This window comes from Pseudoalteromonas sp. HF66 (genome assembly GCF_011806445.1).
In the GTDB taxonomy this organism is placed as follows: domain Bacteria; phylum Pseudomonadota; class Gammaproteobacteria; order Enterobacterales; family Alteromonadaceae; genus Pseudoalteromonas; species Pseudoalteromonas apostichopi.
Genome location: NZ_JAATOU010000003.1, coordinates 43,092 through 56,655, shown reverse-complemented (window position 1 = coordinate 56,655; position 13,564 = coordinate 43,092). Strand labels below are relative to the sequence as shown.

The window sequence follows — 13,564 nt, the reverse complement described above, 5'->3', positions numbered from 1 at the left end:
TTATAAGTTGGAAAAAAATGGGACCTAAAACCCAACCCCACGTGCAATCGAGCTGGGTTTTAGATCAAACCACTGCCAGGATACGATGCAGTAGCTATAACCATTATGACAACGCTGTCATTATCACTTCTAGTTTTACCTTTGTAAAGTAAAAGTGAATAAAAAATTACTCTTTTTGTTAGTGTTTAATAATTATCAAACACTAACAAAGATCTTACGGCGATACATCCAATGCAATACCAGCATTTGTACTGCTAATAACGCAATCACCGCCATCAGGGGTTGCCATACCTCTGGCACAGCTCGAACCACACCACCAAAAACGCTTTGGCTTACATAACCCCAATTCACAAGACTTGACGCTAAGTAAATAATAATTGAGTTTGCACCTATGATCACAAAAGGATACGCGGCGCGCTGGCCCGGCAGAATATCAACCAGTGCATAAAATACGGCTAGCAACATGGCACTCCAACCAACCGTTACAAGCACAAATGAACTGCTCCAAAGCTCTTTATTTACTGGGAACTGTAAGTCCCATAACCAACCTAAACAGACACTTACAATCCCTGCAGCAAACAATAATGCGGTCATTTTCCACTCGCCAATTTGCTGAGCACGGGCGACTAATTGACCTGCAAACACGCCCATTAAAGCATTGACAATCGCTGGGATATTCGACAATACACCTTCTGGGTCTACCACACGGTTTTGATAACTAATACCTGGCAGTAAGTGTGCATCAAACCATGCATTCCAACTCCCTGCTGCTGAAAGGTCACCAGCACTGCCGCCTGGCACAGGCACAAAACAAAGCAGTAACCAATAGCCCAATAAAATAGTCGCTGCGGTTATAATTTGCGTTCGTAAACTGGTGTGCCAAACCAACATAGCACAGAAAAACCATGCAATGGCGATTCGCCCAAGTACACTGGCATAGCGAATTTCATCCAAAGCCATTGGCATACCAGTGCCCCAGCCGTGGTTATACAAAATACCTAATAAACACAATAGTAAAAGGCGTTTTCCCGCCTTACGGTAATAAACTTTGCGTTCCTCAAAAGGCAAATGGTCAATGCGTTTCGGGGCTAGCCCCATCGCCACACCCGATAAGAAGATAAATAATGGGAAAATCAGATCGTAAAATGTGAAACCATGCCAGACGCTATGTACTGTATGTGCTTCAAAAACTTTCCAGCCAGTCCAGCCTGTTAAAACGAATAGCGCTGCGAATAGTGACTGTCCGCCTAATATCCAAAACATATCCATGCCACGCAATGCATCCAGCGATGCCAAACGTTTTCTTGTTGGTTGTGTTGTTGTCATTGTTTACCTTTAATACAAAAAGCCCCGCGATACTTCGGCGGGGATTTTTCCAGGGAAGTTCTTACAAAGCTTTACCAGCTATATATGTCGCTTTTACATATTGATTATCATCTAGCACAACAAAATCAGCATCAAACCCGCTCAGCAAGCGACCTTTTTTATGTAAACCTAAATATTGTGCAGGATAAAGTGATGCCATACGTAAGCTCTCAGCAAGGCTAACATCCAATGTATTCACTGTGTTGCGCACCGCACTTGCCATATCAAGTACGCTGCCTGCTAATTCACCGGTAGTTGAATTTAATCGATCGCCAGTACGAATGACTTTACGACCATCAAAGAAATCAAACTCCATATCGTCAGTACCCACAGGTGGCATTGCATCTGTGACTAACATAATTTTTCCGCGCTGCTTGGTGCGAATTGCTAATTTTGCTGATGATGGGTGTACATGATGACCATCAACAATTAAGCCGCACCAGCTGTTATCATCCCAAAGTGCTGCACCAACAACACCCGGTTCTCGTGATGTAAATGCTGACATAGCATTAAATAAGTGGGTGAATCCATCAGCACCAGCAGCAAGTGCTGCATTGGTAGTCGCAAAGTCCGCATTAGTGTGGCCAATAGATACTTTTACGCCACACTCAACTAAGCGAGCGATATCATCAGCACTAACATTCTCAGGAGCCAAGGTAACGATTTTAATGCCTAGATCTTGGCGTGCATAAATTGCAAATTCTTGCTCTGTGATTGGACGAATGAATTGCTCGCTGTGGGTACCTTTTTTAGGAAAGGAAAGATGTGGCCCTTCAAAGTGCACGCCCATAACGCCCGGAACCCCTTCAGCAATTGCTTGTGCGGTTGCATCAGCGGCCTTTGCCATTACTTCTACTTTGTCGGTAATAAGCGTTGGCATAATCGCTGTTGAACCAAACTGACCATGCGCTTTGGCTATTCTATCTAAGCAATCTGGCGTTTGTTCTGCATTAAAAAATGCCCCGCCACCGCCATTAACTTGAACATCAATAAAACCAGGGGTGACTAAACCTGTTAATTCAACAGCATCAGCATGTGCTTCAACACGTTTAAAGACACCATTGTCGACGCTAAAATACACATCTGATAAAAATTCTTCACCGGTAAACAATTTGCTCGCATGATAAATCATCATTACAAACCTACCTCTTGACTTTGTTCTAGTACAGATTGCTGAGCAAAATAAACAGCGCCCATTTCAGGTGGTTGAATAGGTGTCTCAACTCGTTTAGCAATATCTTCTGCAAGCCACTTATTCAGAGGCTCAGCTAAACCGCCAATCATAGATAAACGTGGAGGCTTATTCTCAAGTAAGCGCTGCGCTAATTTGCTCACGTAATCTGCGCCTTCTTTGACTATCGCAACGGCAACTTTGTCATTGTTATTGGCTGCTTCAAATACATAACGGGCTAATTTAGCAAAACTGCTCGAAGGCTGACCAGACATTTGCTCAACAATTGCCATCGCATTATCAGCAGCAAAATGCTCAGTGATCACTTTAGTTAAATTTGTTGATTCGCCTAGACCATCAAGGTCTAGCAAGGTCGCTTTTATTGCTTCAAGCCCCATCCATGCGCCACTGCCTTTATCTCCTAGGGCAAAACCATGACCACCAAAGTTAGTTGTACGACCATTTACACATGAAAAACCACAAGAGCCCGTGCCAGTGATAATCACCGCACCATCACTGCCTTCATGTGCACCAATGCAAGCAGTATGTAAATCAGTCGTGAGGAACATTTGTTTGAATGGATGTTCCCATTCCATAATCTTGTCATACAAGCTAGGTAGGTTAACACCCGCCAGACCTAAGCCGGCATAAAGCTGATGAACTGTATCAAGTGGTAAACCAGCATCACGAAGCGCTAATTGTGTTGAGACCATAATTGATTCGAGAGTACGTTCCAAACCATGTAATGGATTTGCAGGACCACCTAGGCCAGTTCCTAATACACCTTGTTTAACAGAGTAGATAGTTGCTCGACATTTCGTTCCGCCACCATCAATACCAATAAACAATTGGTCCTCATTCACACTCTTCGCCATCATTTAACGACCCCTAGCCTTCGTTTAGTTTTTATCTAAATCGCATTATTTTTATTATCTGAATGCGAAATCATCTCAACCTTTGTTGATTTAATGTTACACAACAAATGACAGCGTTGTCATTATATTTTTTATAAAATTTCGTATAACTTTTATATTTATTTTTAATTTGTTGAATTAAATAGCTTTATTTAATAGAAAAGAAAATTAGAAACCACATCAACGATGTCCTATAACACCTTAAATTATACTTTTTTGCATAATTTAGCGCATTGTGAGTGACTATTCTTTTATTCATCATCAAGTTTAACTAATGCAAGCTTAGCCGAAATAATACTTTAGTTAAACATTTTATTTAAAATGGAATATTTTTTTCTACCTTGATAACAACAGTGAATCGTCAATACAGTGAAATTCAGCTGCGGCTTGCTTTAAAATATCGGCAGTGAGGTGCTCTGCCCCATAGACATCACACGGTAGCTGATACTTATTCGCTAAATGGCCAAGCAATAACGCAAAATCTCCATCACCCGAAAGTAATACCATTTTATCGAGCTGCTTGGCATGCTCTAGCATATCAATGGTAATGCCAACATCCCAATCCCCTTTCGCACTACCATCTCTGCGCTGAATAAAAGGTTTCAGTTTTACCTCAAAGCCAATTGCGCGCAGAATATTTTGAAACTGCGATTGCTTTTCATCACCACGATAAATTGCATACGCAATGGCGCAATCAATTTCATAGCGTTCGCTCATCTGTGCCCAAAAGGCATTGTAATCAAAGTTTTTCTTGTAGCTTTCTTTACAGGTGTAATAAATATTTTGTACATCTACAAAGATACCGACTCTTGGCTTATCAACTGCTGACATAATTTTTCTGTTTTTAGTGATTTGTGTTCACTGTAGCATATCTAGGTTGATATTTACGAAAAAGTAACCTAAATTGGTTACATAAAACAAAGTAACCAAATTTGGTTACTTAACGCGATGTAACTAAATTAAGTTACTTAACCTAGGGGATCATAATGATTGCGGTGATCAGCGGTGATTTAATTAAATCACAAAAAATTCCACAACAAGAATACGATGCCATGCTGTATCAGCTTGATCAAAGCTTACGCTTTGTTGCCAAGCGCTTTAATGCAAGTTTTAGCATATATCGTGGCGATGCATTGCAAATACAGTTAACAGAGCCAGAGCAGGTCTGTCATGCTGCAATTTTGTTGTATTTGCAAATGAAAGCAGCCAATTACGAACTGCGACAAAGTTTGGCTATTGGCTCACTCGATAACTCCCGTGCCGATATAAAAACAGCCACAGGCAGCGCCTATACTCTATCTGGCCGGGGGTTAGATAATATGGGCCATCAACGGCTCACTTTACAAATAGACAATCAACCCCTTGAAGAGGGTTTTTTACTCAATATTGAACTAATAGAAGTATTACTTGAAAAAATGAGTCAAAAACAAGCAAATGCATTGTTTTATTATTTAACAGCAGAACACAACAACCATGCCGAACTTGCTAAAGAACTCGCAACAAGCCGAGCCAATGTCACAAAGCTATTAAATTTGGCTCACTACCAATTAATTGAACGTTTTATACAGTACAGCCAAACCACACTCAAAGGAATGACAACATGAGTTTTTCATTACTTATCGTAAGCTTAATTTTAGCGCATTTAATTGCCGACTTTTACTGGCAACCTATGAGCTGGGTACATGACAGAAATACGCGTCACTTTCGTGCCAGTAAACTTTACTTGCACGTGCTCATCCACGGTGCTAGCTCATTTTTGGTACTATTATTTTGGGAGTTTAATTATGGCTGGCAAGCGCTTTCAAACGTCGTTATCGCCACGGCAGTGATTATGGTTACACACTATCTAATCGACCTTGCTAAATCTTACTCAAGTAAAGGTGTGGTTCCTTTTATTGTCGACCAACTTGCACATTTAGTTATCTTGTTCTTACTGGCTATATGGTTAAGCGAAAACGATGAGTTTTTTACACATAGCTGGCAATGGCTGATGCAACCGGCAACATTATGGGTGCTGTGTGGCTATTTATTAATTTTAAATCCAACAGCGGTGTTTATTCGAATGATGTTAGAGCGGATCACATCTGGCTTTAGCACCACGGGCAGTTTACCAGCTGCGGGGCAAAGTATCGGCATGCTTGAGCGGGTATTGATGCTAACATTTATCTTACTGGACCAATTTTCAGGCGTTGGCTTTTTACTTGCGGCAAAATCCGTATTCCGCTTTGGTGATTTAAGTGCCAGTAGAGATAAAAAACTGACTGAATACGTTATGCTCGGTACCTTACTCAGTGTCAGCGTGACTTTATTTATTGGTTTAGCCGTTAATTACCTTAAAGCCGTGTGACTTTGCAGACCCATAAAAAAACGCGCCAACACAGGCGCGCTTTATATTAATTAACCAATAAATTAGCTGTTATTTGAGCCATCATTCTTAGGGCGACGTCTGCGCTGAGAATTCCCCCCTACAGACTGACGCTTAGCCCATGGGCTTTGTGTTTGCTCGTCACTTGCTTTCTTGGCATTAGATTTTTTCCCAGAACCACCACGGCGTGGACCTATGCCACTGCCATTGCTATTTGGTTTTTTACTATCCGACTTAGGCTTAGAAAACGGCTGTTTGGCTTTTTTCGGCTTTTTGGGTTTAATTGGGCGTGCATCAAGCTCTCGTTCAGGCACGGGATTGCTTGGTTCAAAACCTGCTTCAGTCGCGCGTGGGATCAATTCACCAATAAAACGTTCGATACCGTAAAGATCAACTGCATCTTCAGCTGTCACAAACGAAATAGCATGACCCGATGCACCTGCTCGGCCTGTACGGCCGATACGGTGTACGTAATCTTCATAAATATTCGGTAAATCGTAGTTAACAACGTGAGGTAGCTCAACAATATCAAGACCTCGGGCAACGATATCGGTTGCCACTAGTACGCGCACTTCACCTGATTTAAAGCCTTCGAGTGCTTTAACACGAGCGCCTTGCGATTTATTTCCGTGAATGGCAGCACCCACAATATCATCGCGTTCAAGCTGCTTAACTAAACGGTTAGCACCATGTTTGGTACGACAAAATACCAATACTTGTTGCCAATCGTTAGTACGGATCAAGTGGCTAAGTAATGCTGTTTTGCGCGATTTATCTAGTGCATAAACTGATTGAGTAACCGATTTAGCGGTCGTGTTTTTTGCTGCAACTGAAATTTCAACCGGATCGTTAATTAGCCCTTTTGCAAGTTCACGAATTTCATCAGAGAAAGTCGCTGAGAACATCAGGTTTTGACGTTTAGTTGGCAGTTTAGCAATGATACGTTTGATATCATGGATAAAGCCCATATCAAGCATACGATCGGCTTCATCAAGGATCAGTACTTCTAAATCATCAAACTTAAGAGCATTTTGATTGTGTAGGTCTAATAAACGACCTGGTGTTGCCACTAAAATATCAACACCTTTGCGAAGGCGCATCATTTGCGGGTTAATTTTAACACCACCATACACTACAAATGAGCTGACATTTGAATGCTTAGCATATTGCTCAACATTTTCGCTTACTTGCAAAGCAAGCTCACGAGTTGGTGCCAATACTAATGCACGTACTTTATTGCCACCTGCTTTAGGGCCTTTTGACAAGCGCTCAATTAGCGGCAGCGTAAAACCCGCGGTTTTGCCTGTGCCAGTTTGCGCTGCGGCCATAACATCGCGACCTTCAATGATCGCAGGGATAGCTTGTGATTGAATAGGCGTTGGTGCTTCATAGCCCTTTTCTAAAACTGCATTTACTAAAGCTGGTGATAAACCTAACCCATCAAAACTCATACTATCTCTCTTTAAAAAATTCAGCCGATACGGCGAAGTGGGCGCATTATACCTAGGATAGTCAATAATGCATGGAATTATTTACAAACTAGTACTTAATGGTGGATTTAGCAGAATAATTTTAGGTATAAAAAAAGCGGCTCTGATGCCGCTTTATCTTATATACCCAAACCACCTTGAGGTGGTTTGGGTATAGCTAATCTTTACTTAACACCAAGTTCGCGTAAACGCTCTTGTAAATAGCTGTCTGCAGTGTAGCGCTCAGAAAGCACAACATCAGGACGCGGGTGTAAGAATAGTGGTAACGAAATACGTGATTTCGTTGACGCTTTACCCGTTGGGTTGATCACGCGGTGAATAGTTGATGGGAAGTAACCACCTGACGCTTCTTGTAGCATGTCACCAATATTGATGATCAGGTTACCAAAATCACATGGTACGTCTAACCAACCACCATCTGTTTTTTGTACTTGTAAACCGGGTTCATTCGCCGCTGGTAATACAGTTAATAAATTGATGTCACCGTGTGCTGCCGCACGGATTGCACCTGGCTCTTCATCACCAGTCATTGGTGGATAGTGAAGAATACGCAGGAGTGTTTGCTCAGAGTCAGCAATCATATCTTTAAGGTCGATAGAGAACTTAGCACGCACCTCTTCTGGTGCTTCTGCCTGAACCCAACTTAATAATGTTGCCGCAAACTCATTGGCTAAGCGATAGTACTCACGGATTTCTTCTTCTAGCTGTGCTGGAACACGGCCTTTTGGATAAACGTGGTAGTACTCTTTAATATCTTTAACGGTAAAGCCTTTTGCAACTTCTGACACTGATGGTGGGAAGTAACCATCTTGTGTTTCTTTTGAAAATAAAAACTCATGCTTTTGCTCAGAATTAAAGAATTCTTGCCAATTTTTGTAAATAGACTCAACTAATGACTGAGGTATTGGGTGGTTTTTTAATACACCGAAACCTGTGTTTCTTAGTGACTCAACAAATTGAGCGGCCGCATCGCTCGCTTTATAATCAACGGTAGGTAAATGTTGCATTGTCTTTTCCAGTGAATAAGGTTCTAGAAGTCTGTGCTAAGCATAGCATTTCTTCATTATAGCGCTTCGCGAGAATAGAGAAACACAAGCAAAAACATAAGGACTTATGTCCGCCCCTGCCTAGCTTAGCTCCTTAAGTTTGATACAGATCAACTAAGCCTTTAAGTAGTATAATGCGTACTATTACATAAACTTTGATATGGTTAATAAGACACGTTTCAACACGAAAGGATCGCTTATGTTCACAAGGCTGCAAATTTTACTTTTCAGTGCGCTCATACTCGTTACCAATCCGGTCATCTCAGCTGTGCAAGCAAACTATAAAGTCGAAAATATTAAAGATAATGTATATCGCTTTACTGCCGGCCATTATCATAGTGCTTTTATGATTGTTGATAACCTTGCCTTGGTAACGGATCCTATTAATAGCGATGCCGCAAAATACTTAAAACGCTATATAAAGAAAACCTTTAACGCAGATATCAAATACATGCTATACAGCCATAGCCATGTTGACCATGCGATGGGCGGTAATGAGCTAATCGATACCAACACAACTGTCGTCGCTCATCAGTTTGCAGCTGAGGACCTTAAATTGAATAAAGTGCCTACTGCCCTGCCTGATCTTACTTTTACCGATACACTCAAAGTCGATTTAGGTGATAGCTACGTGCAGCTTAATTACTATGGGCCAAATAATGGCCGTGGTAATGTCAGTATGCGCTTTATGCCTGCCAATGTACTTTATGTTGTTGATTGGATTGTACTTGGCCGCATGCCATATAAAAATCTGATTGGTTACGATATTAACGGCATGCTGCATTCAACCAAAGCCGTGTTAAATGAACCTGCGTTTGCTGCATTTATAGGTGGCCATGCTGATACAGGCAACCGCGATGATGTTGTCTCTTACTTACACTACATTGAAGACTTACACACTGCCGTTCGCGATGGCATGTTAAAAGGTAAAAACCTTGCTACCTTACAAAAAGAAATAAGCTTGCCCCAATACAGCCATTTAAAAATGTACCAGCAATGGCTACCACTGAATATTGAGGGTGTGTATAACAACCTTGTCGAGATGGGCTATTTTAATTTTCGCAGCGATATTGATGCTCAGTTTTAACTGAGCATCAAAAACGTGCCAAAAACGTATTAAGTTCTTTACTCATACGTGCGACAAGCGCTTCTGGGCCACCATCATACATATCGTTATGGCGCGAATCTTTAAGCTTAATTTGCGTCACTGGGTATACAGCGAGTTCTTGCTGCGTAAGCAATACGTTGTCATCTGCTGGGTAATCGCTACCACGTAGTGTCAGTACAGCAATATTTTTGTTCCTTGGGGTCAGCATACGACGATGATCGAGGGTGATCAATTTAGAAACCTTAGCGGGATAAATAGCGGCATATAATGCTGCAATATCACCCCCATTTGAGTGACCAAATAAAGTGAGCTGATTAAAGTCATACTCAGCATAACGCTTTGCAAGTTCTACGGCTAAAAACTCAAGGGTTTGTACACCACGGTGCCAGTTTTCCATGCGTGTGGTCATGTATGGTGGCTCAGGGTTTAAACTCGGATCGCCTTTTAACTCATGAGCAACTTCAACCGTTAAATAACCATGCTGATGGAAGGCCTGCTGGGCAAATTGATAGTCTGTATGCGCCATACCATAGCCTGCCCCAATAAACGCCACTGGGCATTTTTTCTTTATCGTGCATTTGCTATCGGCTACTGTAATGGTCACCGGAATATGGCGAGCTCGCTGTGTATCAAACAGTATCTCTGTTTGATTAGCAAAGGCTGTCTGTCCGCTAAGGGTTAACGCGAGCATTAGCGCCGCCTTTTTAATATTTAACATGCTATGACTTCTCTAATTTGAATTCTAAGCTGCGTTTAACCATCGGCCACTCACCATCAATAATTGAAAACACCACGGTGTCGCGTACACATTCATCGGCCATTATTTGGTGATTACGAAGAACCCCATCTTGTTTTGCTCCTAAGCGAGCAATGGCATTGCGCGAAGCCTGATTATGCCAATGGGTACGAAACTCAACAGCAATCACATTAAGCGTTTCAAATGCATAACTCAGCAGCAGTTTTTTACATTCAGTATTAACCCCAGTACGCTGAAAACGCTTGGCATACCAGGTATAGCCAATTTCTAAACGGCGATTTTTACTGTCAATATTACAAAAGCGAGTTGAGCCTATCACCTCATCAGTGTGTTTATCGATGACAGCAAATGGTAATGCGCGACCAAGTGCTTGTTGTTCAAACGCCATAGTTAGATAATCGTCAACACGTTCTTCATTGGGCACCGAGGTAAACCACAGGTCCCAAAGCTTTCCATCTGAAGCGGCGCTTACTAAAGCATCACGGTGCTCAAGCGTTAACGGCACTAATTTAACAAATTGACCTTCCAAAAAGATGGGACTTAAATCCATAACTTTCCTTAACTTTAATCCACCAGCTCGATGTCGAGCCCTGCTAATAAATCCAAAGCGGCATAACGTTCAAATTTGGCCTTACTGATATTGTTAGCTGTTATATCAATAGCAAAGTGACTAGCACCTATAAAATTAGCTTTACTGAGATTGGTTTGTTGAAACAAGCTGTCACGAAAATCAGTATCAGTAAAATCAGCAGAAGATAAATCTGCATGTCTAAAATCAACATCTTTGGCAAAACAGCTACGCATTTTTAAAGCTTTTAAGCTAAGCTCAAAAAAGCTGCTGTGGCTAAGCTCACAGCCAATAAAACTCACTGGAGCACGGCTAGCGAGTAGCGGCCAATCAACATCAGTAAAGCGCACACTGGTTAATTTACACTGTTTAAAGTTCACTTCTTCGAGTGAGGTGTATCTAAGCCCAAGCGCAGCTAAATTACAGTTTTTAAACTCACACTCTATAAACCGGCAGTTTTCAAACTGACTATTGCTAAAGTCACAGTCGATAAATTCACATTGCTCAAATTCGCAATGCGAAAATGTTTGGTCTACTAGGTTTACTTCAAAGGTGTGTTCAAAATAAAGCGAGTGGCTTACGATCACGCGGTGGTCTCAATATCTTGTTTAAGCGCAAGAACTGCAATAAAAATAAGACCAAACAAGGGAATAAGCGCTAATAATCCACCAATAACGGCCACCACAATTGGTGTTGAGGTTTTACGCTTGCCTAAGTAATAGCTGATAGCGGCAAACACAGGGATTAAAATAACAATTATTTGGCCGATTAAAGTTGCATTGATATTCATTTTCTCTCCTTGAAGAACATACTAAATATTCATTTAAGCACAAAAAAACCCTAAGGCATATACCTTAGGGTTATTATTCATAAAGTCTTATAATTCAGTTTATTATGAATTATTCAGCGTCTTTCGCTACAACATTAATTGCTAGCTCAGTTAATGCATCTGCATTTGCTTTGCTTGGTGCATCTGTTAATAAACATGATGCTTGCGTTGTTTTAGGGAAAGCAATCACGTCACGAATGTTGTCAGTACCACATAACAGCATAACTAAACGGTCAAGACCAAACGCAAGACCCGCATGCGGAGGTGTACCGTACTTAAGTGCATCAAGTAAGAAACCAAACTTGTCTTGTTGCTCTTGTGCATCAATACCTAAGATTCTGAATGCTGTTTCTTGCATATCGGCATTGTGAATACGTACCGAACCGCCACCAACTTCGTAGCCATTTAATACCATATCGTATGCATCTGATAATGCTGCAGCTGGGTTTGCTTCAAGCTCTTGGGCAGAAATACCTTTCGGTGCAGTGAATGGGTGGTGAACCGCATGCAATGTACCTTCGTCGTCTTCTTCGAACATTGGGAAGTCAACAACCCATAAAGGTTTCCAGCTATCAAGATCAGTAATGCCTAAATCAACACCAATCTTAAGACGTAATGCACCCATTGCTTCGTTTACAACGTTGCGCTTATCAGCACCGAATAAAATGATATCACCAGATTGCGCATTAGTACGCTCAAGTAATTGGTTGATCACCTCTTCGTTTAAGAATTTAGCGATTGGTGATTGCACACCTTCAACGCCCGCAGCACGGTCGTTCACTTTCATCCAAGCTAGACCTTTCGCACCATAGATACCGATGAATTTAGTGTAATCGTCGATTTGTTTACGAGAAAGCTCAGCACCGCCAGGTACAGTTAATACAGCAACACGGCCTTTTTCGTCATTAGCAGGACCTGAGAATACTTTAAACTCAACGTCTTTTACTAAATCAGCAACGTCAACAAGCTGCATTGGGTTACGTAGGTCTGGTTTATCAGAACCATATAAACGCATTGCTTCGCTGTATGGCATCACTGGGAAGTCGCCTAAGTCAACGTCTAATAATGATTGCCACATTTCTGTAATCATTTTCTCAGTCATTGCACGCACTTCATCAGAGCTCATGAATGACGTCTCTAAATCGATTTGTGTGAATTCTGGCTGACGGTCTGCACGTAAGTCTTCGTCACGGAAACATTTAACAATTTGATAGTAACGGTCAAAGCCCGACATCATTAATAATTGCTTAAATAACTGTGGCGACTGAGGTAAAGCGTAGAAGCTACCTTTATGAACACGGCTAGGTACTAAGTAGTCACGCGCACCCTCTGGTGTTGCTTTTGTTAGTACCGGTGTTTCGATATCTAAGAAACCGTTGTCATCCAAGAAACGACGCACAAAGCTGCTCGCTTTTGCACGAAGTTTGATACGGTCGCTCATTTCAAGACGACGTAAATCTAGGTAACGGTATTTTAAGCGGCGCTCTTCAGAGTTTTGCTGATTAAAATCAAGTGGTAATGGCTCTGAACGGTTGATGATAGTTAAGCTTGTGCCTAAAATTTCAACTTCACCTGTTGCCATGTCTTTGTTTACTTGGCTATCAGGGCGTGCGCGAACAACACCTTTTAACTGCACACAAAACTCTTGGCGTAGTTTATTCGCAGTATCCATTAATCCTTCTACTTCAGGATCAAAAACAACTTGTACTAAACCTTCTCTGTCACGTAAATCGACGAAGATAAGGCCACCAAGGTCACGGCGTTTGTTGATCCAACCACATAGTTCAACTTCTTGATCTACGTGAGATTTATTTAGCTGTCCGCAATATATAGAGCGCATAGTATTCCTGTCAGTTAAAGACTTATAGCCGCCTGCTCTTAAGAGTTCGCTATTTTGAGAGCAAAAGCCACTATACAAAGTAATCATTTAAGGCAGAGCATTATACCCAAA

Annotated in this window: 14 protein-coding genes; 3 read left to right on the top strand and 11 right to left on the bottom strand. The window is 41.5% G+C overall.

Going from position 1 to position 13,564, the window contains the following annotated elements; translation table 11 throughout:
- Positions 1–195 precede the first annotated feature (195 nt).
- From nagX to HCZ11_RS04585, 4 genes are all read right to left on the bottom strand, one after another.
- Positions 196–1,326, bottom strand: coding sequence for a transmembrane glucosamine N-acetyltransferase NagX (gene nagX, locus HCZ11_RS04600; protein ID WP_167657777.1), 1,131 nt, complete (start codon positions 1,324–1,326; stop codon positions 196–198).
- Between the two features lie 61 nt (positions 1,327–1,387).
- Positions 1,388–2,500 (bottom strand): N-acetylglucosamine-6-phosphate deacetylase, encoded by a 1,113-nt coding sequence (gene nagA, locus HCZ11_RS04595; protein ID WP_167657776.1) that lies wholly within the window; start codon positions 2,498–2,500, stop codon positions 1,388–1,390.
- Entirely contained in the window at positions 2,500–3,414 is a 915-nt protein-coding gene (nagK, locus tag HCZ11_RS04590; RefSeq protein WP_130051237.1) for an N-acetylglucosamine kinase, read from the bottom strand. The genes nagA and nagK overlap by 1 nt, the downstream gene beginning before the upstream one ends.
- 372 nt (positions 3,415–3,786) lie before the next feature.
- Positions 3,787–4,281: an NYN domain-containing protein gene (locus tag HCZ11_RS04585; protein ID WP_167657775.1), complete on the bottom strand. Its 495-nt coding sequence runs from the start codon at positions 4,279–4,281 to the stop codon at positions 3,787–3,789.
- 155 nt (positions 4,282–4,436) lie between these two features.
- On the opposite strand from HCZ11_RS04585, the gene HCZ11_RS04580 reads away from it, so the two are divergent.
- Both HCZ11_RS04580 and HCZ11_RS04575 read left to right on the top strand, forming a co-directional pair.
- Positions 4,437–5,054 carry a hypothetical protein gene (locus tag HCZ11_RS04580; RefSeq protein WP_167657774.1) on the top strand — a complete coding sequence of 206 codons (618 nt, stop codon included), beginning with the start codon at positions 4,437–4,439 and terminating at the stop codon, positions 5,052–5,054.
- Positions 5,051–5,797, top strand: a complete 747-nt coding sequence (locus HCZ11_RS04575) for a DUF3307 domain-containing protein (protein WP_167657773.1) — start codon at positions 5,051–5,053, stop codon at positions 5,795–5,797. The genes HCZ11_RS04580 and HCZ11_RS04575 overlap by 4 nt, the downstream gene beginning before the upstream one ends.
- Before the next feature lie 62 nt (positions 5,798–5,859).
- Here the strand turns inward: HCZ11_RS04575 and HCZ11_RS04570 are convergent, their stop codons facing one another.
- A complete protein-coding gene (locus HCZ11_RS04570) occupies positions 5,860–7,266 on the bottom strand; it encodes a DEAD/DEAH box helicase (protein WP_130051233.1) in 1,407 nt (468 codons plus the stop codon).
- A gap of 203 nt (positions 7,267–7,469) precedes the next feature.
- On the bottom strand, positions 7,470–8,312 hold the full coding sequence (locus tag HCZ11_RS04565) for an isopenicillin N synthase family oxygenase (protein ID WP_130051232.1): 843 nt from the start codon (positions 8,310–8,312) through the stop codon (positions 7,470–7,472).
- 238 nt (positions 8,313–8,550) lie between these two features.
- Between HCZ11_RS04565 and HCZ11_RS04560 the strand changes: the two genes are divergently transcribed.
- Positions 8,551–9,438, top strand: a complete 888-nt coding sequence (locus tag HCZ11_RS04560; protein ID WP_130051231.1) for an MBL fold metallo-hydrolase — start codon at positions 8,551–8,553, stop codon at positions 9,436–9,438.
- 7 nt (positions 9,439–9,445) lie between these two features.
- Here HCZ11_RS04560 and HCZ11_RS04555 read toward each other — a convergent pair whose 3' ends face one another.
- The 5 genes from HCZ11_RS04555 to aspS all read right to left on the bottom strand — a co-directional run bounded on the left by HCZ11_RS04555 (position 9,446) and on the right by aspS (position 13,453).
- The gene (locus HCZ11_RS04555; RefSeq protein ID WP_130051230.1) at positions 9,446–10,177 is read right to left on the bottom strand and encodes an alpha/beta fold hydrolase; all 732 of its coding nucleotides are present in this window, start codon (positions 10,175–10,177) and stop codon (positions 9,446–9,448) included.
- Position 10,178: 1 nt separating this feature from the next.
- Positions 10,179–10,766 carry a GNAT family N-acetyltransferase gene (locus tag HCZ11_RS04550; RefSeq protein ID WP_167657772.1) on the bottom strand — a complete coding sequence of 196 codons (588 nt, stop codon included), beginning with the start codon at positions 10,764–10,766 and terminating at the stop codon, positions 10,179–10,181.
- A 14-nt stretch (positions 10,767–10,780) separates the two neighbouring features.
- The gene (locus tag HCZ11_RS04545) at positions 10,781–11,368 is read right to left on the bottom strand and encodes a pentapeptide repeat-containing protein (protein WP_130052273.1); all 588 of its coding nucleotides are present in this window, start codon (positions 11,366–11,368) and stop codon (positions 10,781–10,783) included.
- On the bottom strand, positions 11,368–11,574 hold the full coding sequence (locus tag HCZ11_RS04540) for a hypothetical protein (protein WP_058585269.1): 207 nt from the start codon (positions 11,572–11,574) through the stop codon (positions 11,368–11,370). Before HCZ11_RS04540 ends, HCZ11_RS04545 begins: the two co-directional genes overlap by 1 nt.
- Before the next feature lie 109 nt (positions 11,575–11,683).
- Positions 11,684–13,453 (bottom strand): aspartate--tRNA ligase, encoded by a 1,770-nt coding sequence (gene aspS / locus HCZ11_RS04535; RefSeq protein WP_130051228.1) that lies wholly within the window; start codon positions 13,451–13,453, stop codon positions 11,684–11,686.
- Positions 13,454–13,564: the final 111 nt, after the last annotated feature.